This is a genomic window from Paenibacillus sp. WC2504 (assembly GCF_052682475.1).
The window spans coordinates 2823015-2848733 of the sequence record NZ_JBQZFH010000001.1; the positions used below are offsets into that span (position 1 = coordinate 2823015).

Annotated in this window: 20 protein-coding genes and 1 pseudogene; 9 read left to right on the forward strand and 12 right to left on the reverse strand. The window is 47.3% G+C overall.

The window, feature by feature from the left end; all coding sequences use genetic code 11:
* Positions 1-305 precede the first annotated feature (305 nt).
* Positions 306-1457 (forward strand): Gfo/Idh/MocA family protein, encoded by a 1152-nt coding sequence (locus ACUN27_RS12270; protein WP_315952533.1) that lies wholly within the window; start codon positions 306-308, stop codon positions 1455-1457.
* Positions 1458-1478: 21 nt separating this feature from the next.
* On the opposite strand, the gene ACUN27_RS12275 is transcribed toward ACUN27_RS12270, so the two are convergent.
* From ACUN27_RS12275 to ACUN27_RS12295, 5 genes are all read right to left on the reverse strand, one after another.
* Complete coding sequence (locus ACUN27_RS12275) at positions 1479-2354, reverse strand: AraC family transcriptional regulator (RefSeq protein ID WP_315952532.1); 876 nt, start codon at positions 2352-2354, stop codon at positions 1479-1481.
* 89 nt (positions 2355-2443) lie between these two features.
* Positions 2444-3202, reverse strand: coding sequence for a hypothetical protein (locus ACUN27_RS12280; protein ID WP_315952531.1), 759 nt, complete (start codon positions 3200-3202; stop codon positions 2444-2446).
* A gap of 41 nt (positions 3203-3243) precedes the next feature.
* Entirely contained in the window at positions 3244-3420 is a 177-nt protein-coding gene (locus tag ACUN27_RS12285; RefSeq protein WP_164819425.1) for a hypothetical protein, read from the reverse strand.
* Positions 3421-3580: 160 nt separating this feature from the next.
* On the reverse strand, positions 3581-3913 hold the full coding sequence (locus ACUN27_RS12290; protein ID WP_326060891.1) for an S-Ena type endospore appendage: 333 nt from the start codon (positions 3911-3913) through the stop codon (positions 3581-3583).
* A gap of 132 nt (positions 3914-4045) precedes the next feature.
* Complete coding sequence (locus ACUN27_RS12295; protein ID WP_445558984.1) at positions 4046-4612, reverse strand: S-Ena type endospore appendage; 567 nt, start codon at positions 4610-4612, stop codon at positions 4046-4048.
* A gap of 208 nt (positions 4613-4820) precedes the next feature.
* Here ACUN27_RS12295 and ACUN27_RS12300 point away from each other — a divergent pair, with 208 nt between their 5' ends.
* From ACUN27_RS12300 to trhA, 3 genes are all read left to right on the forward strand, one after another.
* Positions 4821-5915, forward strand: coding sequence for a glycosyltransferase (locus ACUN27_RS12300; protein ID WP_445558985.1), 1095 nt, complete (start codon positions 4821-4823; stop codon positions 5913-5915).
* On the forward strand, positions 5912-6544 hold the full coding sequence (locus ACUN27_RS12305) for a glycerol-3-phosphate acyltransferase (RefSeq protein ID WP_326060888.1): 633 nt from the start codon (positions 5912-5914) through the stop codon (positions 6542-6544). The genes ACUN27_RS12300 and ACUN27_RS12305 overlap by 4 nt, the downstream gene beginning before the upstream one ends.
* Positions 6545-6656: 112 nt before the next feature.
* Positions 6657-7301 (forward strand): PAQR family membrane homeostasis protein TrhA, encoded by a 645-nt coding sequence (gene trhA, locus ACUN27_RS12310; protein WP_315952522.1) that lies wholly within the window; start codon positions 6657-6659, stop codon positions 7299-7301.
* A 188-nt stretch (positions 7302-7489) separates the two neighbouring features.
* Here the strand turns inward: trhA and ACUN27_RS12315 are convergent, their stop codons facing one another.
* Complete coding sequence (locus tag ACUN27_RS12315) at positions 7490-8383, reverse strand: helix-turn-helix transcriptional regulator (RefSeq protein WP_326060887.1); 894 nt, start codon at positions 8381-8383, stop codon at positions 7490-7492.
* A 195-nt stretch (positions 8384-8578) separates the two neighbouring features.
* On the opposite strand from ACUN27_RS12315, the gene ACUN27_RS12320 reads away from it, so the two are divergent.
* Positions 8579-9811: an HAD-IA family hydrolase gene (locus ACUN27_RS12320; RefSeq protein WP_445558986.1), complete on the forward strand. Its 1233-nt coding sequence runs from the start codon at positions 8579-8581 to the stop codon at positions 9809-9811.
* A 118-nt stretch (positions 9812-9929) separates the two neighbouring features.
* A complete protein-coding gene (locus tag ACUN27_RS12325; RefSeq protein ID WP_445558987.1) occupies positions 9930-11339 on the forward strand; it encodes a HEAT repeat domain-containing protein in 1410 nt (469 codons plus the stop codon).
* Between the two features lie 89 nt (positions 11340-11428).
* Here ACUN27_RS12325 and ACUN27_RS12330 read toward each other — a convergent pair whose 3' ends face one another.
* From ACUN27_RS12330 to ACUN27_RS12345, 4 genes are all read right to left on the reverse strand, one after another.
* The gene (locus tag ACUN27_RS12330; RefSeq protein ID WP_315952515.1) at positions 11429-12286 is read right to left on the reverse strand and encodes an AraC family transcriptional regulator; all 858 of its coding nucleotides are present in this window, start codon (positions 12284-12286) and stop codon (positions 11429-11431) included.
* 67 nt (positions 12287-12353) lie between these two features.
* Positions 12354-13622, reverse strand: coding sequence for a uracil permease (uraA, locus tag ACUN27_RS12335; protein WP_315952513.1), 1269 nt, complete (start codon positions 13620-13622; stop codon positions 12354-12356).
* A gap of 67 nt (positions 13623-13689) precedes the next feature.
* Complete coding sequence (locus tag ACUN27_RS12340; protein WP_445558988.1) at positions 13690-16602, reverse strand: DEAD/DEAH box helicase; 2913 nt, start codon at positions 16600-16602, stop codon at positions 13690-13692.
* On the reverse strand, positions 16599-18167 hold the full coding sequence (locus ACUN27_RS12345) for an SWIM zinc finger family protein (RefSeq protein WP_445558989.1): 1569 nt from the start codon (positions 18165-18167) through the stop codon (positions 16599-16601). Before ACUN27_RS12345 ends, ACUN27_RS12340 begins: the two co-directional genes overlap by 4 nt.
* A 192-nt stretch (positions 18168-18359) precedes the next feature.
* On the opposite strand from ACUN27_RS12345, the pseudogene ACUN27_RS12350 reads away from it, so the two are divergent.
* A pseudogene (locus ACUN27_RS12350) lies at positions 18360-18865 on the forward strand (polysaccharide deacetylase family protein); the annotation flags it as partial.
* A 100-nt stretch (positions 18866-18965) separates the two neighbouring features.
* Positions 18966-19343 carry an IDEAL domain-containing protein gene (locus tag ACUN27_RS12355; RefSeq protein ID WP_315952509.1) on the forward strand — a complete coding sequence of 126 codons (378 nt, stop codon included), beginning with the start codon at positions 18966-18968 and terminating at the stop codon, positions 19341-19343.
* 86 nt (positions 19344-19429) lie between these two features.
* Here ACUN27_RS12355 and ACUN27_RS12360 read toward each other — a convergent pair whose 3' ends face one another.
* Both ACUN27_RS12360 and ACUN27_RS12365 read right to left on the reverse strand, forming a co-directional pair.
* The gene (locus tag ACUN27_RS12360; protein ID WP_315952507.1) at positions 19430-20209 is read right to left on the reverse strand and encodes a 3'-5' exonuclease; all 780 of its coding nucleotides are present in this window, start codon (positions 20207-20209) and stop codon (positions 19430-19432) included.
* Between the two features lie 48 nt (positions 20210-20257).
* Positions 20258-21409 (reverse strand): MFS transporter, encoded by a 1152-nt coding sequence (locus ACUN27_RS12365; protein WP_445558990.1) that lies wholly within the window; start codon positions 21407-21409, stop codon positions 20258-20260.
* A gap of 363 nt (positions 21410-21772) precedes the next feature.
* Here ACUN27_RS12365 and ACUN27_RS12370 point away from each other — a divergent pair, with 363 nt between their 5' ends.
* A complete protein-coding gene (locus ACUN27_RS12370; protein ID WP_445560625.1) occupies positions 21773-25675 on the forward strand; it encodes a polysaccharide lyase family 8 super-sandwich domain-containing protein in 3903 nt (1300 codons plus the stop codon).
* Positions 25676-25719 lie beyond the last annotated feature (44 nt).

Genomic DNA, 25719 nt, shown 5'->3' on the forward strand with positions numbered 1-25719 from the left:
ATTAGTGCCGATTACTCCAGTTATTTCATGCGAACAAAACCTAATAACTGGAAATTCTGCCGCTAATTTCACGAGTGTATCAGTTTTCGGGCAATCATCGACGATTTAGCTGGAGCTTCCACTGTTATTACCTTCCACACCACTGGGTTGCGTAGAATAACGGTAGTTTTTCCATTTGTATTAAATCAGAAGGCTGTTGACTGTTATTCAACCGCAAAATAGTCGTATTTTTGCACAAGATGTGTGCACATTTCGAAGGAGAATATTGGTAAGCTTGAACCAATAAGCTGAAGGAGGAAATAAGCATGCTCAAAGTAGCTATTATTGGTGCAGGGGCCATATCGAACGCACATATCGAAGCCTATTTGAAATTTCCGGAGCGCTGCCAAATTGTGGCGATTAGTGATATCTACGTGGACAAGGCGCAGGAACGAATTGACCAACATGGGCTGAATGCCAAGGCTGTCAAGGATTATAAAGAACTGCTCACGGGGGAAATTGACCTCGTTTCCATTTGTACACCACCGTATACCCATGCTTCATTGGCTGTCGAATTTATGGAGGCTAACACACATGTCATGGTGGAAAAGCCGATGGCGTCTTCGCTTGAAGAGTGCGATACGATGAATGAAGTGTCGCAGCGCACAGGCAAGCTGTTGTCCGTTGTGGCTCAAAATCGTTTCAAAACGCCGATGATGAAAATGAAGTCTGTCCTGGAAAGCGGACTTATGGGGAATATTTTGCACGTGCAGGTCGATTCGTTCTGGTGGCGCGGTCATTCGTATTATGATCTCTGGTGGCGCGGCACATGGGAAAAAGAAGGCGGCGGCCCGACACTGAACCACGCCGTGCATCATATTGATGCGCTGCTGTGGATGATGGGCAGCCCGAGTGAAGTACAGGCATTCATGAGCAATGTTGCGCATGATAATGCCGAAGTGGAAGATCTGTCGATCGGTATGCTGCGTTACGCTAACGGATCGCTTGGTCAACTAACCTCCTCTGTGGTTCATCACGGAGAGGAGCAGCAGTTGATTTTCCAAGGCGCTAAAGCGCGCGTCTCCACACCTTGGAAAGTGAAAGCATCGAACTCAAAAGCGAACGGTTTCCCTGAGCCGAACCCAGCATTGGAGTCACAGCTGCAGGCTCTCTATGATGCCCTGCCGGACGTTGTGCATGAAGGCCATGCGGGCCAAATCGATAATGTGCTTACCGCCATTGAGACAGGTGCGCCTCTCTTAATCGATGGGGTGAGCGGCAGACAAACACTCGAATTAATTACAGCTATTTATAAATCGGCAAGCACTGGACAATTGGTGAAATTCCCGATCGGCCCTGAGGATGCTTTCTATACCCGTGAAGGTGTTCAGGCGAATGCAATCCATTTCTATGAAAAAAAGAAGTCAATCGAGAATTTTGCAACGACCACCATCTCGACAGGAAGCAGCTACAAATAAGGATGCCGCTTACCGAGGCTATCAGCGCTGCTTCTGCCATTGCAGGCGGAATTGATGGGGCGTGCTGCCCATACGGCTTTTAAACATTTTACAGAAGTAGGAACTGTTCGTAATCCCGATGTTTTCGGCGATTTGTGCGATCGACTGCTCGGTTGAAGTTAACAGCATGACAGCTTGCTGCATTCTACGTGCGGTCACATAATCGGAAATGCTGCTGCCTGTACACTCTTTGAACAAATGAGAGAGATGGTAAGGGGACAGGTGAAGCTCGCTAGCCATGTGCTCAAGTCGAAGCGGTTCCGTGTAGTGCCCTTCGAGCCAGCCCAGAATACGCTCAGCCTGATGCTTATGGCGTGTGTGGCCGGAGTCGAACTGCACATCGCTTCGTTCCCATATTTGCCGTAAAGCTCGGAAAAAAGCAACGAGGAATAACGAAAATTCCTCCAGCTCGTCTTTCTTCGCTAATGTCGGTATTTTCTCTTCCAGGCTTGGAAAAAGGGAAAGCAGCGGCTCCGGCTCGCTGATATTGTAGATGCATGGCGCAGGCAGCTTGCTCGTGTGCATTTGCTTGAAAAATGTCAGCAGCTTCGGCCATCTCTCAAAATAAGATTCATAGAGATAGGGCTCGAAGTGTACAATTGAGCGGATGAAAGGCGTGTCGGGACTTACTTGGATATGGTGCAGCTGATAGGGTTGGAAAACACAAAGCATGCCGGCGGTAACCTCATAGCTTTGTTGATCGACAATCAGCGTACCCTTTCCTTCGTGTACAAACAAAATTTCTACGCCTTGATGTGCATGAAAGGTGCCATGAAACTGTTCGTTGCCGATCGTTTGACGGCGGTACGCAAAGTAAAGCGGACTCTCGCTGAAGCTAAGATTCTGAATATACGTCATCTGAAGCACGTCCCTCTGCTGCCGCGGCAGCGTTAAAAGAGCTTAATCCCAGCTTGCCAAAGCGGATGGATTAAGCTTTTTTGGTCTTCTTATTCCGCCGTTACCTTTTGCATTTTGGCAGGGTTGTTGATTTTGTAAGGTACAGGATGCTTGCTAAGCTTCTTAGCTACGATTTTGCACTCAAAGGTGACGGTATCTCCGACTTCGAGTTCCAACTTTTTGAGCGTGTTGCTGTGACTGGACCAGGCTGTGCCGATCTCCATGGCAGGTTCCGTGATGGAAACAGCCTCATAAATGATAACTTCATCATCATTATCGGAGAAATTGTTAGGGACGGTCGTAAATTCCTGCACCGTAGCGATCATTTTAACTTTATCTTCAGGCAGCTCCAGCTTCGGGGCCTTTTCTTTTTTTGCTGCTTTTTCTTTCGGCTGCTTTGTTTTCGGAGCTTTCGCTTGTTCAGCTTCTTGCTCGGCTGGGGCGGAGTCGTCTGCGATGGATTCTACAGCAGCGGGAGCTACGGTTTCAGACTCTGCCGCGTCAGTTCCAGTAGTCTCGTCCGTGGCCGCCGTCAGTCTTTGGCTGTAATTGGCCGCCTGCATCTCCTTCAGATAAGAGGGGTGAATGCAGTGCAGCTGCTTATTGTCGAATTCAATGACAGCGGTCATTTTATCTACCAAGCCGACGATATCGCAAGACAAGTTCATGCCGTTGTTTTTGTAGTAAAAGGTTTTCGTTTTGGCCGCTTTCTCAGAAAGTAAGCCCCATTCTTTACACTGCTCCAATTGTTCGGTTTCATCCTCGAAGGTTGTGTAGGTTTCGGGCTGAATGGTGAATGCATGTACCATGTTCGTGCCGCCTTTCTATGTATTTATGGTAGAAGGTTCTTTTATTGTTCTAATCGGAAGTCATCCGTTTTCTCGCCGTCTTCCCAAATTTCCACAAACAGGGCTTCGCTGTTATCGAAATCAGCGGGCGTGAACGACAGCGCTTTCTCCTCGTCTGTGCCTACATAAACATTTTCCATTTCTTCGCCGTCGAAAGAGAGGATGACGTAAATTTTCATGTCAAAATGCCTCCAAATAAGTTGATATGGATCATTATAACACAATCGCTGAAAACTTCGCATGAGGTGGCTTTTTTAGGATGACATGAAAAACAAGCCGCCATTAGGCAGCTTGTTTTTTTGTCGCATTTTATACGCAGAGAAGTGGAGTCTAGCAATGTTAGTAGTGAAGGGACAGACCATATTCCCCTGATGCTGAAGAAGAATTGTTAAGTAGCGCTACAAACCCGATATCCCCGTAAGTTCTTGTAAATGTACTGCCTACCGGCACTGTAAAAGTATCGATAGAAGCTCCGATTGAGTTGCGAATCGTCACATCTACGTTTCCTCCACCGGATGCTTTTACACTAACAGAACCGCTAATTGGCAATGGCGGGATGGCAGGAGCTGAAGTATCAATTGCGTACACGGTTAATGACATGCCGGCCGTTATCATAAACGTACCGCAAATATCGTCATTATAAGGATTTCTGTTGTTGCATAGACAAGGCATACAATCATCTCCTACGGATCTGAGTTTTGAAAAATCTTTACCTTACTATTAATGCGTCCTGATTGTAGTTGGTATAGATACTAACATAGCAGCTCGTCTATATTTAGAAATATGTTCAAAAACCTACCAACTCTATGATTTGCAAGTGATTTGCTCCATCTCTTCTTTTACTAGGCAGATCTCGTCTTTGCGAGGGATGTCACTTAGGATTTGCGGTCGCAGCTTAACGACAGTTATTTTTTTCTTAGGATGCTTACGTTTTTTTATCGTGAAAAAATAATGTGCGGTGATGGAGTACTGGCCTACGCTTTTAATCTCTGCAGAACTTGAGGAGCTTATTTCTAGGCTTGCGACAGCTCCCAATGTAATGGATTTCGTTTGATTAAGTTCCGTTAGTGTAAACAAGGTGATATCGGAAATCCCATCCCCTGTTGTATCAGCTTTAACCGTCAACGTACAATGCGGACTCTGGTTCCGTACCGTAATCGTTCCAAAGGGAAGATTGCGCCCCGTATTGGCCGTCCGCCAGTATTGCACACTTTCGCCATTGCTTTCTTGTGAAATACTGCCGCAGATTTCATCCGTTACGAGTCGTTTTCGAAGTGGAGATGCTTTCCTCTTTCTACAGATGAATTTTTTTGTTCTGCAAATTTTGCATGATTTTCTAACACGTCTTTTATGGCATGGCAAAGAAACCACCTCCTATACACCAATCTATGGATGAAGCCCCGGAGATGGTTGGACGACTTGACTAATGAATACATCCATGTTTGTTTCCAATGCCTTTTGCACTGGCTTAAAATCGCGCCAAAGTTCATATACATCAATACAAGCTCGAACGCCAGTGAAGGGCCAGGGAGTTATTTAGCAAGCGGCTGCGGGGAATAGGATTGAGGGGGTTTCTAGGATGTTGATTGCGGTTATTTGCGTAGTCGGGTGTCTCTGCGGTTTTATACTGTTCAGAAAAAATGTGCTTCGGCCAGGTTATGTCCCAGGGGCAGATAAAGTGAAGCTGTCCGTCATCATTCCAGCCAGAAATGAAGCGTGCAATTTACCTCATCTGCTTCACGCGCTCAAAATACAAACCCTGGAACCCTTCGAAATTATCGTCGTAGATGATTTCTCGGAGGATGACACCAGGGAGATTGCGGAGAGCTACGGAGTTACCGTTATCTCCAATCCCAGCCTTCCGGAGGGGTGGACGGGGAAAAATTGGGCCGTATGGAACGGTTATTTACAGGCCACCGGGGATATGATCGCCTTTCTTGACGCCGACATTCGATTGGTGCCACGCGCACTGGAAATATTAATCATGGCTAGACAGCAAGCCGGAGGCGTCATCTCGGTTGTGCCATTTCACTACACGGTGAGTTTCGGTGAAAGGTTAGCTCTCATTTTTAACTTCTTAGGGGTGTTCGCTTTCACATCACCAATAGAGAAAGACAGTCCTAATAAGGGGCTTTACGGTTCCTGTATTTTAACAACAAGAGCAGATTACGAAGCGATTAAAGGTCACGAAAGCGTCAAAGCGGAGATGCTGGACGACCTGAACCTCGGAGCTGCCTTTCGCAAAGCCGGTATCCGAGTGACGAATTTCATTGGTTACGGTCTTGTTTCCTTCCGTATGTATGCGCAGGGGATGAAAAGTCGCATTCAAGGCTTTGGTAAAGGGGCCGCCCTCGGAACATCCAAACTGAAAGGCGGAACGATCGCGCTTATTGCCCTGTGGGTACTCGGTCTCGTTGCCTCGGAAACGTTCTTTTTATTTTTGAATACGTCCTGGTGGCTTCCTTTATTTATGGGCTATTTGATCTACATGATGCAGCTGTTTTATTTTGTCAGGTATGTGGGGAAGTTTGGTGTCATCATGCCCATTTTGCATATCTTTTCCACGATATTTATGGTTGTTGTCATGCTGTATTCCGTTTATCAAGTGGTGTTTCTGGGCCATGTAGCATGGAAAGGAAGGAATGTCAAAGTAGGAAGCAGGCGGGAGCTATGACCATCGTATGGACGGCTTGCGCTTTTTTATCAGGCGCTCTGATGTTTTCTTATTGGCTTGGACTCCTGGCCAGACACCATCTAGATCACATTGGAGATGGAAACCCAGGGGCATTGAACTTGTGGAGAGCAGCGGGGTATCGGATCGGGCTTGCGGGCATTATTCTCGATTTTTTAAAAGGGTACCTGGTGCTGGTTTGGATCTTAGGATTTAGTTTGGACACTACGCGTGTTCAAGGTTATGCATTGATTCCTGTCGCGCTGGCACCGATTGTAGGGCATGCCTTTTCGCCATTTCTGAAAGGGAAAGGAGGCAAAGCGATTGCCGTTACTTTCGGTGTTTGGAGCGCGCTGACGAAGTTTGAGGCTTCCCTTGCACTAGCGGTTATATTGGCTGTAAGCGTAGCAGTAACGAAGCTGGCGACAAGAGGAAGGCCCACTTCCTCCTCGGCGGATGGCTTACAAGTGGTAATAGGCATGCTGCTTCTAGGTGTGTATTTGTATATAGGCGGTTATGTGGAAGCCATCATGTGGGTGTGGCTGGGGAATGCTGTGCTGATTGCGTATAAGCATCGAAAGGAGCTTGCCTTTTATTTGACAAAAAAGCAGCCCAAGACGGGCGGTGAGTAAATGCTGGCAGCATGCAGCCCGTAAGGAAAAAGGGGTCACTACGATCTGATTACATACTAGTCCCGACGAAGGGTAAAACTAGGAAATAATCAGAAAGGAGTGACCCCTTCGCATGGATGACAGCTTTCGTTTAAAAGAGGAACGCCTAAACGCTTTAAGTCACGGAATCGGCGCCGCGCTAAGCGCCTTCGGTCTTGTGCTGCTCCTTCAGCGAGCCGCCCTGTTCGAAGATTTTGCTTATACAGTTAGCAATACGATTTACGGCTTATCTTTTTGCATGGTATATCTGTCCTCCACACTCCTGCATTGCTCACGTTCGCGCAAGTGGGGGGAGCGTTTCGAAATGCTGGATCATGCGGCTATTTTCATCGCCATTGCGGGTTCCTACACGCCATTCTTGATGATTACTCTTCAGGGCCCATTAGGCTACTCTATGCTGATGTTGGTCTGGGTGCTTGCTTTGGGGGGCGTGCGCTACATCAAGTTCATCATTCGGCGATTTATCCCTTGGGGTCTGTTCCTCTACTTGCTGCTGGCCGGGTTCATGGCCTCGTTGATTTCACCGCTGCAGGAAAGGCTTCCTCTAATAGCTATTACTTGGATCGTCACAGGCGTTATTCTGTACAGTATCGGATTATTATTTTTTCTATGGCGGAAATTGCGCTACCATCATCTGGTCTGGCATGTGTTCGTTGTTGCGGGCAGCAGCTGCCATTTCGTTGCTGTCTACGCGTACGTGATGCCCGCGGTACTTTAACTTACAGGCTGGGAACCGATCCGTTTAATGCTAAATTCCTGATGCCCCAGAATTTCTGCCTACGTTCGTTTACCTTCCTCAATGGCACAGATTTCACGCCAGATGCGCTCGCCTGCTTGCTCTAAATGTAAAGTGCGGCGAGCATTTTCCTCACATTCACCTCCTTTCTACAAATATTGGCAGGCTAGTCAGGTAATCAACAATCTCCTCCGAACTTCAGAAGGCGGATAACTCTTATATTTTTTATAAAGTTTTGTAAAATAGTTCGCGTTCCCGCAGCCGATGTTTTCGGCAATCTCGGTTACAGTCCATTCCGTTTCACGCAGCAAACGGTCTGCTTCGTTAATCCGCAGCCAGTTGACAAAATCGACAAAAGTTCGTCCGGTCAGCTTTTTAAACGTTTTGCAAAAATGGTACGGATTGAGGTTGACCATCTTCGCCGCCTGATCAACGGAGAGCGGATCCGCAAGATGAGCCTCAATGTGCTGAATTAACGGCTTAAATGATTCAGAATGCCTCAGGGGAGCGGGTTTATCCACGAACTTGTCAGGCAGAAATTGTCTGGAGAGCAAGGCGAACAGAAGATGAAAGTTATGTTTGATGATCAGCTCGTAGGCAGCGGCCGGGTGCTCAAACTCATGGGTAGATTCACGAATGAGCCGCCGAAATGGGGCTCCTTGTTCGTCGCTTGCGCTAATCTTAACGGGTAGTTGCGCGCGTCCGTCCAAGAAAGGCAGCATGTAACGCTCATAGACAGGATCGGGGTGCAGCATGCGAAGGAGGGAGGCGTTGAAGACAACGGCTACGAATTCCACGTCTTCGTCGTATGCATTATAGCCGACATGCAGCGCCCCGGCAGGGACGAATAGCAGGTCCCCGGCGCTCGCCTCGTAAGGGCGGCTATCGATATGAAACTGTGCTTTACCAGCTTGCATATCAATAATCTCGAAGTGCTCATGCCAATGGAGATATAAAATATTGTCGTCTTTTTTGGCCATCCTAGATCGATTACGGTAAAACCGAATCGGATAGTTGCTGTCCCAGAGAGGTGTTTTCTCCCTTAAATCTTGGGGGTAAGTCATGCGCAGCCTCGCTTTCTAGTTGTCAGAGTAATAATGCTTGTTTAGCAAGATCAGATAGATTTATTGAAAAGATTACCGATTGTGATGACATTGTGCCTTCATTTTAGAGCAAGATTGGTGTGGTTTTCAATAGTAGAAAGGTTTTGGGCCTATCAAAGAGAATAAATACTCATAAAGGTACTTTGGGAGGTAAATATGACCAATCTATTGCATGTTGAAAACCAGCTGGAACTTTCCTGGATGAATAAGCCAGAACAGTGGAGATTTACAGAAGACGGGGGAATGATCGTTACTGCTCCTCCAGGCGCCGATTATTTTTGCGATCCTGCTGGAAAGCATATTTGTGCGTCGGCTCCTTTTTTGTACACGTTTGTGCAGCAATCTTTTGAAATGACAACGCAGCTTACCGTTGAAATGAAAAATAAATATGATTCGGGATGCTTAATGCTTCTAGTAGACGAAAACAATTGGTGTAAATTGTGTTTTGAATATAACGGTAAAGTGCCAACGATTGTTTCTGTCGTGACAAAAGATGGTGTCTCCGATGACTGTAATTCAGAAATCGTTCATGTGGCTAACCCGTATCTGAGAATCCGTAAAGTCGACGATTGCGTATCCTTTTTTTACTCACAGGATGGTGAAGAATGGACGTTAGTTCGTTATTTCGGGATGCGTACTCCAAGTGAATGTAAGGCTGGGCTTGTCGCTCAATCCCCACAAGGAACAGGGAGCACTACGCACTTTATGAACTTAATGGTTACTGAGACCAAACCTCAGAGCCGATTTGGCCTTAAAGCCATTATCTTTGATTTTGACGGATTGATTATGGATACAGAAACTCCTTGGTACTACGCTTTTAAAGACATATATCAGGAACACGGAATCGAACTTTCACTTGAGCTTTGGTGTAAAAATGTAGGCACTTCTTTTGATGAGTTTAATCCTTATGTTTATCTGGAAAGCTCCATCCAAAAACCCTTGGATCATGGATATATCAAACAGTTGTCTCACGAAAAGTATGCCGTTTATTTAGGAGAAGCTCAGCTGCTTCCCGGTGTGCTTAATGTACTGAAAGCAGCCAAATCGAGAGGTCTACGAATTGGGTTAGCATCCAGTTCAACACGTGATTGGGTTCACAAATACTTGAAGCAACAAGGTATATTCTCATATTTTGATGTGATTCATACAGCTGATGATGTCAAGAGGGTGAAGCCTGATCCAGAGCTTTATACATTAACACTGGACAAGCTTGGCGTAGCAGCCGGGGAGGCTCTCGTTTTTGAAGATTCACCTAATGGGTTGAAGGCTGCCAAGGCAGCTGGTATCCGATGCGTGATCGTGCCGAATGAGGTTACGCGGAACTTGGAGTTTATCGCACATGATCTGAGAGTTGCCTCGCTGGATGAATTCGATCTGGAGGTGTTTTAGGAGGTTATCTTAGTTTTGTGCTAGCTCTGATTAAGAATGTCTATTAAGTATCTCATTTGACTTTTCTATAATAAGGGTAAGGTTACAGCATTCAAAACACGCCAAGGAGGCAGGAACAATGCAGGAGAAACAACCTTTACTATTGACGGATGAGCAAATGAGAGAATTTATTACGAATGGGTGTCTAATTCTTAAAACGGATTTTTCCCATGCGTTTCATGACAATCTGCTTGAGCAATTAAATACGGTGTATGCAGAAGAGGGGAATCCTGGAAATAACTTGCTGCCGCGTATCCGAGAGCTGCAAAAAGTATTTGACCATCCCGTTGTTACTGGAGCACTAACAAGCGTGTTAGGTCCAAATTATATGATGCATGCACACAGACATGGGCATTTCAATGCCCTGCCTACTGCAGGCGGCTGGCATAAAGACAGCTATTGGGGCTATGACCGCGTGCGTAATCATCACCCGAACTGGGCAATGATTATGTATTTCCCGCAAGATACACCGGTAGATTTGGGGCCGACAGGCATTATGCCAGGCACGCAAAATCACCAGAAGCGGGCTTTTGAAGCGAATGAGCATCCGGCTGAAGTTTTGGCAAGCGGCGAGGCAGGCACTTTCGCGTTGATCCATTATGATATCTGGCATCGTTCCACTCCGAACATTCTTGGAAAACCGCGTTATATGCTGAAGTTTGAGTTCATGCGTACTGAACTGCCTAAACAGCCAAGCTGGAATAATCAAGAACGCGAATGGAAGAAACCGGCGAACTTGCTTGCACCGCTTGCTGCTCACGATTTGATGTGGGAAGAGACGTGGAACTGGTTATCCGGTGAACTCTGCTCCTTGGCGGGAACGGCTTCATCCGATCCGCAGGAAGTTCAGGAACTGGCGGGGAAATTGAGCGGTGAGGAAACGATCGCCATCAATGCCTCTTATGATCTTGCACGTAGAGGCCAGGCTGGCGTGAATGCTCTGCTGGACGGACTCCGCAGCGATGATGTTCATGTATCGCGAATCTCCGCGTATGGATTGGCTGTTGCTGGAAGCGAGGCGGTTGACGGGTTGATTGCTGCGCTGAACCATGAGAATGTAAATACAGTAACGCATGCGGTTTTTGCTCTGGGAGAATTGAGCGGGCTAGCAGCCAAAGCGGTTCCAGCTCTTACCGAGCTGCTTGATCACCCGGAGGATAAAATACGCAGCGCTGTTGTGGATGCACTTGGTTTCAAGAACTCGCCTGTTGAGGACGTCGTTGCCAGCTTAACTCGCGGTCTTCAAGATCAGAACGCACAAGTGCGCTTCATGTCCAGTCTATCGTTATCCCGCTTGGGCGCTTCCGCAGAATCGGCCGTTCCGCAATTGGAAATCGCGTTGGATGACGAGAACCGATACGTTCGTGCGCATGCCGCAGAAACGTTGAATTACATCGGCACAGATCGGGCGAAAAACTCGCTGATCCGTTTCCTGTTGAACAACCGCTGGTGCTCCACGACGACAAAGGCAAATGCCTTCTATCCGTAAGCTGCAAGAAATTGCATAGGCACGCTGATATACAAAAGAGGCCGTCTCTCAGCCATGTTTCATGGTTTGGAGGCGGCCTCGTCTTTTAGTTATGGGCTATTTTCCATGGTTTTTAGTCTCAAATCACGGAAAGCCGTAGGCTTAAATCCGGTCTGCTCTCGGAACATACGGGAAAAATACGATAATTCCATCCCTAACGCATCAGCGATTTGCGAAACGTTCAATTCCGTCGTCATAAGCAAATCTTTGGCTTTTTCGGAACGCAGATGATTCATGTATTGGATAGGCGAGTAGCCCGTGAATTGCTTGAAAGCATTGATAAAATAATTAGGATGGTAATGAGCTATGCGTGAAAGTGTATCCACGGACACATTTTCGGCAATATGCTGTTCCATGTACAGCAAGACTTTATTCATTTTTTCAAAAGTCGGCGTGGAGGTCAGGTTCAGCTTGATGGATTGATTTTGCTCAATAAAATCGGCAATAAACGTCATCAGAATGGAGTAAGCTCGGAACTCTGAGGTGATGCTATCGCTCTGGCTGTAAGCAATCAATTGTTCGAAAGCTTTCACGAGCTCTTCCGGATTCTGAACTTTCAAGCAAGGCGAGGTTTGCAAAATTTGAAACAAATCCAAATCTCCGATTTTGGCGGAAAAATGGCACCAATACTTGCCGAAAGTATTGTCGCTTATCGTGCCATAAGCCTGGTCGCTTCCAGCTGGCAACAAATACAGCTCCCCGGGTTTCGGGAAGTAAGTCTGATCCCCGATCCTGACATAGCCTTCACCTTCGCAGATAAAATAAAGTCGGTTAAACGGACAGGCGGGATTCTCATCTGTCCAAGACTTTTGGACTTTGGTATAGGCCGCGTAGGATAGATCCAGCTTTGCCTTGGCGAGGTACTTCTTCCAGAACGTGCGTTCGCTCGTGTTCATTCCGTTCTTCATAGCCTATATTCCTTTCACGAATATTCGGGCATCGCCTACAGTCCTAAGTCTAATCCACAGTGCTCAATTACTCGTTCGTCAGCTTTAACTTATCCAGCAGTTTGAAAAACAGGCTAAGCACAATAGCAACAATAGTGGCCAGCGCCATGCCTTTCAATTCAAAATTCCCCAACTTCAACGTTGCACCGCTAAGACCGATGACAAGAACCGACGTTGTCAGAATCAGATTGATCGGTTTGGAATAATCCACTTTCGTTTCCACGAGCATCCGAATACCGGAAGCGGCGATGATGCCGAACAGCAACATGGAAACGCCTCCCATGACAGCTGTGGGAATCGTTTGAATCAAGGCTGAGATTTTCCCCACAAAAGAGAGCACAATCGCCAGGATCGCAGCTCCGCCAATGACCCAAACCGAGTACACACGGCTAATCGCCATGACGCCGATGTTTTCACCGTACGTTGTATTTGGCGTGGACCCAACCAAGGAAGACAGCATCGTGGAGATCCCGTTTCCAAGTAAAGATCTGCTTAGACCCGGGTCTTTGGATAAATCTTTGCCCACCATATTGCTGGTTACGATTAAATGGCCGATATGCTCTGCAATGACAACAAGTGCCGCAGGGGCAATGATTAATATACTTGCTAAATCAAACGTTGGCGAATAGAAAGTAGGAAGTTGAAGCCATTGTGCGGCGCTTAAAGTTTCTTGAATATGTACTAAACCAAGTAATGCTGCAAGTACGTACCCCAGGATGATAGCTACCAGAATAGGGATGACCTTCAACAGCCCTCGAAATACGATGGAACCAACCACGCCTACTAAAAAGGTGAAAATAGAAACCGTAATCACGGTCATATCGGGAACCCAGGCTTCTTTAGCATCGGCAGGAGCGATTATGCCGGCCATCGAAGCGGCTGTGGGCACTAGCTCCAGCCCGATAACGGACACGATAGCGCCCATCGCCGCAGGTGGGAAGACAACATCAATCCAGCGCGTTCCAACAAAGCGTATCAATAAAGCAATAATCGTAAAGATCAGACCCACGACTAGAAATCCGCCTAGTGCCGCACTGTAACCCTTTTGACCGAGGACGACGAAAACAGGCGAAAGGAAAGCGAAGCTGGACCCCAGGAAAGCGGGGATTTTGCCTTTTGTGATAAAAATATAGAGCAATGTGCCGATCCCATTCATCAACAATATCGTAGCTGGATCGACATGAAATAGAATCGGAACAAGCACGGTGGAGCCAAACATCGCAAATAAATGCTGCAAACTAAGGGGAATGCTTTCGCCTATGGAGGGGCGTTCATCAACTTGTATGATACGAGACACGGTATAAACTCCCTTTCTGTTTCTTCTCGTTCGATATCTTATCACAAAACGTGCTCGTAGGTAAGCCTTACCAATCTTTTCGCAGCGCAAATAAATCATACAGCTCTTCATTCGAGAGCTCGGTAATCCAAGCTTCGGAGGTGGAAATCACATTTTCGCTGAGACTCATTTTACTCTCGAGTATCTCGTCGATTTTTTCCTCAAGCGTGCCCAACGAAATAAACTTATGCACTTGTACATTCCGTTTCTGACCCATCCGGTAAGCACGGTCTGTCGCTTGGTTTTCTACGGCTGGATTCCACCACCGGTCAAAATGGAACACGTGGTTGGCAGCGGTCAAGTTGAGACCGACACCGCCTGCTTTGAGCGACAGAATAAAGATGCCAGGCCCATCGGCAGCTTGGAACTTGTCAATCATCTTGTCGCGTTCTTGCTTCGGCGTGCTGCCGTTCAAGTACAACACGGGTTCGTCCCGTTGTGCCTGCAAAATATCGGCCAACAGCTTGCCCATGCTGACATACTGTGTGAAGATTAGGCAGGAGTCGCCTTCATCCCGCAGTTCGCCAACCATTGCAACGAGCCGTTCGAGCTTAGCTGAACGTAAGATGAAGCTTTCCCGGCTGTCTTCGTTAAGCAGGCTTTCCTCGGAGATAGGAGCCTCCTTGGTCAGCAGAACCGGGTGATCGCAAAGCTGCTTAAGCTGTGTTAACGCAGAGAGAATAGCGCCTTTGCGCTCCATGCCTTCCAGCTTTTGCATGCGCTCCATGAGGTTTTTGACAGCTTGCTCATACAGCGCGCCTTGCTCGGCGGTCAAGTTCAAGTAGACCTTCATCTCCTGCTTTTCCGGCAAATCGAGCTGGATGGCGGGATCTTTCTTTTTCCGGCGCAGCATAAAAGGTTTGACGAGTTTCTGGAGCTGCATCGTCCGCTCCTCATCCTGGTGTTTCTCAATCGGATTCGCGAAACGATGCTGAAAGCCGCGCTGATTTCCCAAATATCCGGGATTCAGGAAGTCATAGATCGACCACAACTCTGATAACCGATTTTCGATCGGTGTGCCTGTCAGGGCGATGCGATGTTTGGCTTGAAGTGAACGCACGGCGGCGGACTGCTTGTTTTGGGCGTTCTTAATATTTTGCGCTTCGTCCAGACAAAGGGAGCTCCAGACCGTCTCCTGCAGCGTTTCTTGCTCCATAAGAGCGGTCGTGTATGAGGTCAGCACGATATCGGTGCCTTTCAAAGCTTCAGAAAGCGCTTCGCCGCTTAGACGGCCTTTGCCGTAATAAAGCAGCACCTTGAGATCCGGGGCAAAGCGAACAAGTTCCTTTTGCCAATTGCCGAGTACAGAGGTAGGGCAAATCAGCAGAGCAGGCTGCTCGGATTCAGCTTGGTGATGCAGCAAATAGGTGATGAATTGAATGGTCTTCCCAAGCCCCATATCATCGGCAAGACAAGCGCCAAGCCCGAACTTTCTTAGGTAAGTTAACCATGTGAAACCTTCATGTTGATAGCTGCGCAGTTCAGCACGCAAGCCTGCTGGAACAGGAATCTCCTGCAGTTCCGACGGCTGTGCAAGTTGACGCAAAAGGCCCATCAGATGCGCGTTTAACTCAACTTCCATTTTGATGCGTTCTTCGTTCTCAGCGTCGTCCTCAGGTGATGAACTTCCCTTAGGCGCGTTCTCTTTCTCTGATTCATTCAGCAGGTGGAGTTGGAAAATATCCAGCAAAGACAAACCTTCTTGCGGGTCAACGCTGGCCATCAGTCTGCGAATTTGCTCAAGCAGCGCCGGGTCCAGGTAGACCCACTGGCCGCGGAAGCGGATGAGGCGCTCATTGCGCGAAAGCAGCGCAGCGAATTCCGCTTCGCTTAGATCCGCTTCGCCAATGGCAATCCGCCAGTCGAAGTCGACTAAGGCGTTCAGCCCGAAGAGCGACTGCCCTTTGCCTCCAGCTTCGGAGGATACCTTCGCGCGCAGCCGCGGCTTACGCTTGGAGGCGGCTTCCCACCAGCCGGGCAGCATAACATTCCAACCGCCGTCTAAAAGATGCCGGCTGTCTGTCGTTAAAAACGTCCAGGCCGATTCATCGCTTAGAGGCCTGGATAAGAGCTCTACGCCGCTGCTCCCGCTGGGCAGAGGTTCGGCTAGCCTGGCTGCCCAGCCGGCTGACCGTTCCAGCACATAGGGACTCCAGTTGGTGTCCCAAGTTCCTGCAGCGGTTCCGTCCGCAGCAAGACGAATCGGCGCGAGCACGGATCGATCCTGCTTGTCCTGCAGGACAAGGCGGAGTCGCCACGTGTCGTCCTCTTCATCAGGTTCCAGCAGCTGCAGCGCAGGCCGGAACGGAGCCGTATCAGGCCGCCATCCTAAGGAGGCGAGCCATTCTTCTTCCGTCAAAGTGACAGGCGAAGCGGAGCGTTGGAACAACGGGGGGTAGTCGCGGCGAAGATCGGAAATCGCGGCTTCACTTGCATAGTGCTCCGTGGTAACTACGGCGGAGAACGCTGCGCGCAGCCCGGCTAGGCCTTGACCAAGGGCGTCAAGGTTTTGAAAGGCTGCCCAATCGAACGATTTCAGCGCATCGGATTCGGCATCCCAAGTCCAACCCAGCGTCCCTTTGCGGAAATCGTGCAAGCTGGGTACATAGCGACCAGCTTGCGCTTCTTGGTAAAGAAGCGGTGCAAGCTCGCGCATTGCTTTCATGCCTTCATTCCCATCCTCAAAGCGCAGGATTTCCATGAAACCTGGTTCCGTGAAGTAGGGAAGCACCATATCCGCAGGGAGCACGACAACCGAGATGTCACCAGCCTGCTGCAGGTCCAAAGATGTGCCGTAATAGGAAGATTCGTGCCAAGCGAACATGAGATTTCGCAGCTTCTCACCAGGCACATCGCGGTCGTCAAGAAATCCCCAGAATAAAGCATCGCCGCTATCTGTTAATGTCATGCTCACTTGTAAATTGTGCAATATTGCGTTCATCCGAGCAGCTTTCCTTTCCTCAGTTCCTCTTGCAACGCCCGCAGTCTGCTGTGTCGATCAACGAAACCGGCAAAAAATGTTTCCCAATGACCGGGTTGCTTCATTTTCTTGTACACTTTTTCGAGTCTTTTCAAAAGCCTGACAGCAGCCTTATAGTCGTGACGGTTTTTCAAACCAACGTAATGGTTCACAGCTTGATGGTAATAGGGTAAAAGCAGCTGTGGCGCTTCTTTTTCGATCGGCTGAAGCACGCTGACCCGGTGAAAAAGCGGGTCATGGCCCTGAAGGATCTGCATTTCTAGCCAAGCCTTCCATTTGCCTTGCTCGTAGAGGACATTTTCAATGAGAGTGTATGACCGCGGCAGGAGACTTTCAAAGGCTTGCCACATCAGCTCCTCGGCCTCAGGAAAACGAGCGACAGCTTTTTGCCAATAATTCGCGTATGTATCGAGTTCACGGGTTCGTGGATTGTTGAAGAAGACGGCCGTTTTGGTTAGCCAGTCTACAAGTTCTTTCCAGTTGGCGTTATCCTGCAGATGGTCGAAGAACGTAATGAAAAGGTAGGCAGGCGTGTCTTTAAAGGTTAGCCCCTCCGCTAGTACTGCCCAAGCAATATTCGGTTGTGACGTCAGCAAGTGCAAGTAAGCTAGCGCAGCTGAAACCGAGGGCGTGGCGGCAGAGTCATCTGCGATCGACGTCTTTATAGCTTCAATTTCTTTAGGGGCGTAGGATAAAGCCGTTGCGATTTCTGAAGTCATCCATTCGTTCCAAAGTGCGCAGTAAACGCCAAAATCTTGATAACTGTGGCCTTTCTGATCAGCCATCTGCGTTCTGAGATAAGCGAATGTCGCCTCAAGGCGCTCGCTGGACTCGGAAAAGGCGAGTCGGTTAGCCTGCTCTTTTAACCAACTCAGAATCTCATCGTAAATCTTGTAGATTGCAGATGACGTAAAGAAGCTCGTCCCACCTTGTGTGTTTTGTCCTTTTATTTTCCTAAGAAGGAATAACGATTGATGCAGCTCGAAAAATCCCTGATCCTGTTCAGAAAAAGGAATGGCAACGTTCATTAAGGTGCTTAAATGGCTTCGCAACTGCTGAGCGTAAATGCCTTGATCGTAGCTAGGTTTTATGGAGACGGTGTATTGGTCCAGAAACTGCTGCCAGCCGCTAACAGACATAGTAGGCAAATTCATCATGGCGGATTCCGAGGTAGCTTGCGAAGCCGCGCGTTTGAGCTGCATTTTTGCATTCATAATCTGGGTTGCCGGGTATCCGAGCCGGTCCGCCAGTTCCATCATGACAGCGGCTTGGTGTTTGCAAGCGCCATGAACGGGGCATGTGCAGCTGCCTTCTTTCAACTTATTTAGGTTAAGCGATACACGATAAGCTTCAGATCCATCGACTTTGGCTTGCACCAAACGAGCGTCAGAGATGCTGAGGGAGATAACTTGTCCTTGTTTAAAATAGGTAAATCCTCTGGAAAGGGTCACATCCGAATAGGTTTCAGCGACATATTCGAGCAGCTTCAACCACTCTTCATCATTTAAAACAGTAGAAGTACTCATAGGAAGGCTCCTTGCTAATGAATAGAGTATCTAATAACCTTATAAGTATAAATAGTACAGCTAATATTGTAAATTTTGTTTCTTATTTAAATGGTTTTTTTGAAATTAGGGAAGGTAGAGTGAATAAATGAGAAAAAGAATAGTCATAATTGGAATAGGACTATTTGCTGTCTTTGTTCTATTACAGCTTCAATTTTAGCCCTATTGGGTAAATATCAAGCAAAGGCTACTTTTTTTCTAATAGGAAGCGAGCTTGAGAAAAATAGAGAAGCTGGGCAGCTGATCGCGAAGGCGGGGCATCAGATCGGAAATCATACCTTTCGCATCAACGAATGGTTTTCAAAAAGCCCTCTTTTATCCGCGAAGAAATTGAAAAAACGAATCAACTAATCCGCAAGACGGGTTATGAAGGTGAAATTGACTTTCGGCCGCCAAACGGTAAAAAGTTGATTGGCTTACCTTATTATTTACATAAGCAGCAGATTCAAACGATCATGTGGAATTTGGAGCCGGACACGAATTATCAAACAGCTTCCGACAAGGTTAACGAAGTCATTCAGCATGTGAAGCCAGGCTCTATCATTCTGCTGCATCCTATGTACGATAAGTCGGAGCTTCTTGCGATAGAAGGCATTCTGGATGCTTTGACGAAAGAAGGCTACACCTTTGTGACTGTCAATGACCTACAAAATAGATAATGTTCATTCAGCATGAGCCACATTGACAAAAGATACTGTAACATTTATAATTACAGTATAGCTAGTGAGTGATTAAAAATAACGCTAAAGGCGGTGCTGGATGATGAACTATCAAATCAGTGATTGGGTTACAGCCACTACGAATCAAGATGAAATGTTGCATGGGTATGTAGAATCCATGGATGTGCTTGGAGGTTTGACTCGCATTTACGTGATTGCATCCGACCGTGAATCGACGATTGGGAAAGTCATGGAAGTCAGCAACCAAGATGTTAAAAAATTGCCGCCAAGTTCCCTGGATATAGAAGAACAAGTGAGAAGCTTGATCGATGTCGCCCTCGCGGTAAGAGACGAAATGTGGTTCCTTGAATTGACGGGTAAACTGCTGGCGATTCAACAAAACGAGTCCAAGCGCAGCGAGCGCGATCATCTTCCGTCCCTAACGTTCAAAAACCGCTTAGGCGTTGATCAGCTATAATGAAAAGCCAATCCAAGACATGTGAAATATGTCGAGTGGATTGGCTTTTTTTGGTTGAAGGTGAGGGAGGAATGTGCCCCCGTGCATTACTGCACAGGCGCCTTTTTCACAACCTGCGGCCCTTTTACCATTTCCGCTTCAAACAGGGCTTGCAGCTCGGTAATTTTCCTTGGATCGGTAAGCGCCATTTTATCTTTAAAATACTGTTCTACAACGAGCTCCCAGGTAGGCACGACTTTCTGGGCCATAATGGAACGGATGGCTGTCTTCAGAAGCCGGCGTTCCTTAGCATTGCTGTAGACATCTACATATTGCTGTGTGCGCTCAAAATCAAGCTCCTGAAAGATTGCTTTGAACACGAGCGATGTCATCCGCGCATCATCCAGTGCTCTGTGGGCGGAGCCTTCCGCCTCGATTTGCAAATCAAGCAGGGCAGCCTCGACGCTGACGTCATTCGTTACATTTTTATAGCGGATAAACCCTTTCAGCAAGTCAAAATAGTTGGCATTCATCCAGTACGCATCGTCCAATTTGTGCATTCTCGTATCGAATACAATGCGTTTCAAATCTTCCCCGCCCCATGTAACAAGGAGAAAAGCATCACTCCGGTTCAGCCAGCTGATGAATTCCGCAATGACACTGCGAAAGCCGGCGGCGCCATCAATGTCTTCTTGCGGAATGCCCGTTTTCTTTTTAATAAACCCGTTTAATTTGGAGAAATAAACCGGCTTGATCAGAGATGAGAACTCATCGACCGGTTGAAGGGAGTCATTAAGGCGCACAGCCCCAATCTCGATGACCTCCATAGGTAAATCGCTCGCAAATTTGCGACCGTTAAATTCGATATCCAAAATAATGTAGTCCATGCTGCTTGCCCCCGTTCTTTCTATTCCTATCATTTTAACAGAAAATGTTTAGGCTGCCATCTTGGCTTTTCCATAGATTACGCTAAGTACCAGGCTGAACAGCAGTCCGATAAAGGACATACCGGCAATCCATAAATAAAGCGATTGACCGCCAAAGCTTTCATAAAACCACCCGCCCAGATAAGAAGCAACAATGCCGGATACACCGAAGAACAGCAGAGCAAGAACTGTTTGACCGGTCGCTCTCCACTCCTCAGGTACAATACGGTATAAATATTGAATCGCCGCGGAATAAAAGATTGGAAAAGTGAAGGTTTGCAGAAGCTGTAAATAAACAAGTACATGAGGTTCTGTTATCCATGAGGACAATAAAAAGCGAATGAAGTAAAAGAATGCAGAAAATGCGATGATTTGGAGTTCCTTTCCTTTACGCAGCCACCAGAAACTTAGCGCAAAGACAAGAATTTCACTTCCTGCCGCTAAAAACCATGCTTGTCCGACCAGTTCAGGACTGCCGCCTAATTTTCGTATATATACGCCTAAAAATGTATCATTAATCCGTTGCGGAACGGCAACAATAAAGATTAACACCAGGAACCAAATTGTCTCTTTATTTCCTAGGAAATTACGTAAGCTTTTTAATGTGATTGGTTTTCCGGAAACTGGTGCATCTGGAAGTGATAGACAAATAATAAGGCTGATGACACCGATCCCTCCGAAAAGGTAACCCAAGCTGTTCAAGCCTAAATATTGAATCGCGTATCCAACGGCCAAGGACATGACGGCATAGCCAATCGCACCGAAAGTCCGTATGGAGCCATAACTGACGCCGTTCGCTTCCGCTGTTTGGAAGTTCAAGCTTTCCGTTAACGGATCAAGCGGCATAAGGAAAAAGTACAAAAACATCGTAAACAGAAGCAGTACAATGAAACTATTGGAGGTATACAAAAAATACCCAACAAGACTTGAACACACTAATAGAAGTAACATGACTTTCTTAATGGTTCTGGTCCTGTCACTAATCATGCCCCAAAGCGGCTGCGAGAAGATCGTAATGATTCCTCCTGTACCGATGATCAGACCGATTTTGGTCGCTGGAAGTCCTTGAGCATCTAGATAAACAGGGAGAAAAGATACGAACATGGCAAGCAGGGCAAAGTACAAAAAATTAAACGAACGTAAAAGATTTGAAGAATTCATGAGGTGATGACCGTAACCTTCCTGGTTGAAATTAGCTGATGTTTGCTGTAAAACTACATTCTAACACGATGCACGAAAGATTCCAAAAAGAAAAATGTCTCAGTTGCAAAAGAGACGTGAAGTTGTTATGGACTCCATTGCAAATAGCGTCATCTCAGTCTGTTAGGTGACGAATAGGCTTTTTTTGCTATGTCGGCTTTTTTTATCATCATTGGATCGGCGTTTTTTATATAACCAATTGCAAGAATTGAAGATTGCTTCGGAAGAGATGCGTCTTTTATGCTAGAAAAGCTGGTACGAAGCATTTGCTAGAACTTGTTTTCTCGCATGAAAAAAAGTCGATGAGGTGATCGTTTGGGAACAATGACAAAATTACTATCGGTCAGTATGGTCTCGAGTCTTCTAGTATCTTTTGTGCCCTTTTATGAAAGCGCTTATCCTAAAGCGGAGGCCGCTGCGGTCAACCTGCTGAGCAACGGCGGCTTCGAACAAACAACAACAACGCTGGATGCGAGCTGGAACGGGGTGACAAGTCCTGCACCGGTCGGTTGGGGCTTATGGATTCCTACAGGGAGCGGCAAAGCACCCAATCAAACGGTGAATGTCTCCCTGGACTCAACTACCTTTCATGAAGGGAGTAAATCGATTTTGTTTGACGCTTTTGCAACGAGCAGAGTTTCTGTCAATCAAAGCGTGTTGACGGTTACACCCGGCAAGTCCTATCGACTGAAAGTATGGGTGAAAACCGATAATGTCACGGGGACTGGTGCTTATTTTAGAACACAGTACTATAATACAAGCAAAGTAGGTGACGGCCCTGCATCCGCGAAATTGCTCGGTACGAAGGATTGGACGATGCAGCAAGTTTTTATGACAATTCCGGCAAATGTCACGAAGTTGGTGATAGAGCCGTTCCTAGAAACAGGCAAAGGGAAGGTATGGTTTGATGATATGAGTTTGGAGGAATATAACGGAGTTACAGGAATTACTTTGGATCAAAGTGCGTTTTCTATGGCTCAGGGGGCGTCAGTGGCGTTAGCGCCAACGTTTGTTCCAGCGAATGCGGCGGACAAATCGGTGATTTGGCGTTCATCGAACCCCAATACGGCAGTTGTGGATAACAGCGGAAATGTAACGGCTGTAGGGCTAGGCTCCACGACGATAACGGTGTCGACACCAGATGGAACAATCCAGGCAGATTGTCTCGTAAACGTTGAATCTGCCGAGCTTTTTCAATCCTATGCGCAGATGCGGGCCAAATGGTTCAACAAGCTGACAGGCGGTCCTAATTACGATGCCGCTGATCCTGATATTTCAGCTAACTTGGCCAAAATTGCCGATAGTGTTACGAACGCCGATGCGACCGGCTTCTGGGATACACTGAACAAATCCGCAGGCCGAACGCTGGTCTGGAACGATCTTGCCAGTACGACAGATTCCGCGCAAGTCACGACTTCGTACAGCAGATTGAGGACGATGGCGCTCGCCTATACGCTCAAGGGATCGAGCTTATATCATAATGAAACGCTTAAAGTAGACATTTTGAACACGTTGGATTGGCTGAACGCTAACCGTTACAACGAGTCCAAAACGGAGTACGGCAATTGGTGGGATTGGGAAATCGGCGCTCCGCAAATTATGAATGATATCCTCGTGCTGATGTATGAGCATTTGACACCTGCTCAAATTACAAAACATATGAAAGCGATCGACCGATTTGTCCCTGATCCGAAAAAGCGCACGCTTAATAATGTTGTTGAAACCGGCGCCAATCTGCTGGACAAGGCGCTTGTTGTTACAATGCGAGGCATCATCGGCAATAACAGTGCGAAAATTACGCAAGGCCGCGACCCAATTGGTCCCGAATTTGTTTATGCCAATCATGGAGACGGTGTATACCTAGATGGTTCATTAGTGCAGCATACGAATATTGCGTATACAGCAGGATATGGCGCTGTATGGCTAAGCCGAGCTGCTGATATGACGTACGTCCTTAATGGCTCCCCATGGCCTGTAACGGATCCTAATGTAAACAATGTGTACAAATGGGTTACAGACACGTTCGAACCTGTTATTTACAAAGGACTTTACATGGATATGGTGAACGGAAGGGGTATTTCCAGACAAGCAACAGGCAGCGCTAGAAGTACGATTACCACTTTGCTTCGTTTAGCAGAAGGAGCGCCGGCAGATGTTGCACTTTCGATTAAACGGATGGCCAAGGAATGGATTTTGAGCGATACGACCTACGCAAATTATGTGGATGGGCTGCCGATTTACGAGTTGACGTTGATCAAAGAGTTAATGAGCGATTCATCAATTCAGCGCAGAGGAGAATTAGAGCGGAATCAAGTATTTGCCGGCATGGATCGTGTGGTTCATTTGCGTGAAGGATATGGCTTTGGATTAAGCCTTTTTTCGAACCGAATTTCTGCTTTTGAAAAAGGAAATAACGAAAATCTCAAAGGCTGGTACACGGGAATCGGCATGACGTTCCTGTATGATCAGGATCTTAACCAGTACCGCAATGACTTCTGGCCGACTGTGGATTCCTTCCGATTGCCAGGCACTACGACGGATCAGTCAGGGAAAGGCGTGACTCCGGGCGAGTGGACCTCGTACATGAACGCGAAAAATTGGGTGGGCGGCTCCTCTATCGACGGCTTCTATGGCGCCGCAGGCATGGACTTTTCGATGGATAAAGTGACAGGCAGTACGCTGCAAGGCAAAAAATCGTGGTTCATGTTCGACGATGAAATCGTCGCTTTAGGAGCTGGAATCTCGAAAAGCTCAGCGGCGAACGCGCCGGTTGAAACGATCATCGATAATCGAAAACTGGATGATGCCGGAGACAATGTGCTAACGATCAATGGTTCAGTGCAATCGAATCAGCCCGGCTGGTCAGGAACGCTAAATCAAGTGAACTGGGCTCATTTAGCCGGTAATGTGGCGAATTCAGATATCGGTTATTATTTCCCAGGGTCAGCTACCATCTATGGCTTGCGTGAAGCGAGAACGGGAAGTTGGCAAGAGATTAACAGCGGCCAATCGAATACGCCGATTACGCGTAATTATTTAAGCTTGGCTTTCGAACACGGGCAAAATCCGAACAATGCTTCCTATGCTTACGTCATGCTGCCACACAAAGATGCATCGGCAACAGCGGCGTACAGCCAATCGCCGGATGTTGAGATTTTAAGTAATACAGCCGATGTGCATGCGGTGAAAGAAAAGCAGCTGGGCATTACAGCGGCTAACTTCTGGAACCCGGGTTCCGTGGCAGGCATTACCGCCAGTAATCCGGCATCTGTGATGGTGAAGGAATCGGAGTCCGAGCTTTCCATCGCGGTATCCGATCCAACACAAGCGCAGAGCATGATTTCACTTGAGCTGAATAAAACGGGCTTGCAGCTCGTAAGCAGTGACAGCACGATTTCTGTGCAGCAAACGTCTCCTAGCTTGAAGCTTGATATTCAGGTTGCCAATTCGTATGGTAAAACGCATGTCATTACCTTCAAGAAAGACAGCGCATCTCCTGTAACGACAGATGACGCGAAATCAGGATGGCAGCGCACGGCGCAAACGGTGACATTAACGGCTAGCGATGCTGGCAGCGGCGTACAAACAACCATGTATAGCCTTGATAACGGTGCCTTCACAGAAGGGAACGCGGTTTCTGTTACGGATGATGGCGTGCATCAAATTCGATATTACAGTGTCGATCAAGCCGGCAACCAAGAATCAGTCAAAACGGTTGAAGTCAAAATCGATACCAAAGCGCCGGTCATTTCACCTTCGGTCACGATGGATGTTTATTGGACGGATGGCGGCAGTTTGACCTTCAACGTGAGTGATGAAATAAGCGGAGTCGTTGCCAAGTCAGTCAGCATTGACGGCGCTAGCGTTAACGATCCCTATACGTACAAACCTTTTACGTTCCGTATTGGTGATCATCCAATAAAAGTAACGGCAACGGATGCTGCCGGGAATGAAGCGACCGTGAGCTATGTGCTTAAGGTGCACATGGATGTCATGCATTTGGATGAAGCGGTTCGTTATGCTTATCAACAAGGCTGGATTACGAATCAAGGCATTTATAACAGCTTGTTAATGATGGTTGAGGCGTTGCAAAAGCACTTGGATGACAAGGGTGTCAAGGCGGCATTGAACGCTATTGAACAGCATGTTCGAGCTCAATCGGGTAAAAAAATCGACAGCAATTTTGCAACATTTTTATTGGATGCCATCTCAATTCTGAAGGCATAAACAAGATCATCGGGTTTTCCTACAAGTCATGAATATGACGGAGG

What these genes read in the sequence shown, in the direction of transcription:
- ACUN27_RS12320 (WP_445558986.1), top strand. Translation starts at nt 8,579, where the DNA reads ATGACCAATCTATTGCATGTTGAAAACCAGCTGGAACTTTCCTGGATG.
- ACUN27_RS12340 (WP_445558988.1), bottom strand. Translation starts at nt 16,602, where the DNA reads ATGAACGCAATATTGCACAATTTACAAGTGAGCATGACATTAACAGAT.
- ACUN27_RS12315 (WP_326060887.1), bottom strand. Translation starts at nt 8,383, where the DNA reads ATGACTTACCCCCAAGATTTAAGGGAGAAAACACCTCTCTGGGACAGC.
- ACUN27_RS12290 (WP_326060891.1), bottom strand. Translation starts at nt 3,913, where the DNA reads ATGCCTTGTCTATGCAACAACAGAAATCCTTATAATGACGATATTTGC.
- ACUN27_RS12330 (WP_315952515.1), bottom strand. Translation starts at nt 12,286, where the DNA reads ATGAAGAACGGAATGAACACGAGCGAACGCACGTTCTGGAAGAAGTAC.
- ACUN27_RS12305 (WP_326060888.1), top strand. Translation starts at nt 5,912, where the DNA reads ATGACCATCGTATGGACGGCTTGCGCTTTTTTATCAGGCGCTCTGATG.
- ACUN27_RS12365 (WP_445558990.1), bottom strand. Translation starts at nt 21,409, where the DNA reads ATGAATTCTTCAAATCTTTTACGTTCGTTTAATTTTTTGTACTTTGCC.
- ACUN27_RS12285 (WP_164819425.1), bottom strand. Translation starts at nt 3,420, where the DNA reads ATGAAAATTTACGTCATCCTCTCTTTCGACGGCGAAGAAATGGAAAAT.
- ACUN27_RS12355 (WP_315952509.1), top strand. Translation starts at nt 18,966, where the DNA reads ATGATGAACTATCAAATCAGTGATTGGGTTACAGCCACTACGAATCAA.
- ACUN27_RS12360 (WP_315952507.1), bottom strand. Translation starts at nt 20,209, where the DNA reads ATGGACTACATTATTTTGGATATCGAATTTAACGGTCGCAAATTTGCG.
- ACUN27_RS12300 (WP_445558985.1), top strand. Translation starts at nt 4,821, where the DNA reads ATGTTGATTGCGGTTATTTGCGTAGTCGGGTGTCTCTGCGGTTTTATA.
- ACUN27_RS12275 (WP_315952532.1), bottom strand. Translation starts at nt 2,354, where the DNA reads ATGACGTATATTCAGAATCTTAGCTTCAGCGAGAGTCCGCTTTACTTT.
- trhA (WP_315952522.1), top strand. Translation starts at nt 6,657, where the DNA reads ATGGATGACAGCTTTCGTTTAAAAGAGGAACGCCTAAACGCTTTAAGT.
- ACUN27_RS12370 (WP_445560625.1), top strand. Translation starts at nt 21,773, where the DNA reads ATGACAAAATTACTATCGGTCAGTATGGTCTCGAGTCTTCTAGTATCT.
- ACUN27_RS12325 (WP_445558987.1), top strand. Translation starts at nt 9,930, where the DNA reads ATGCAGGAGAAACAACCTTTACTATTGACGGATGAGCAAATGAGAGAA.
- ACUN27_RS12280 (WP_315952531.1), bottom strand. Translation starts at nt 3,202, where the DNA reads ATGGTACATGCATTCACCATTCAGCCCGAAACCTACACAACCTTCGAG.
- ACUN27_RS12345 (WP_445558989.1), bottom strand. Translation starts at nt 18,167, where the DNA reads ATGAGTACTTCTACTGTTTTAAATGATGAAGAGTGGTTGAAGCTGCTC.
- ACUN27_RS12270 (WP_315952533.1), top strand. Translation starts at nt 306, where the DNA reads ATGCTCAAAGTAGCTATTATTGGTGCAGGGGCCATATCGAACGCACAT.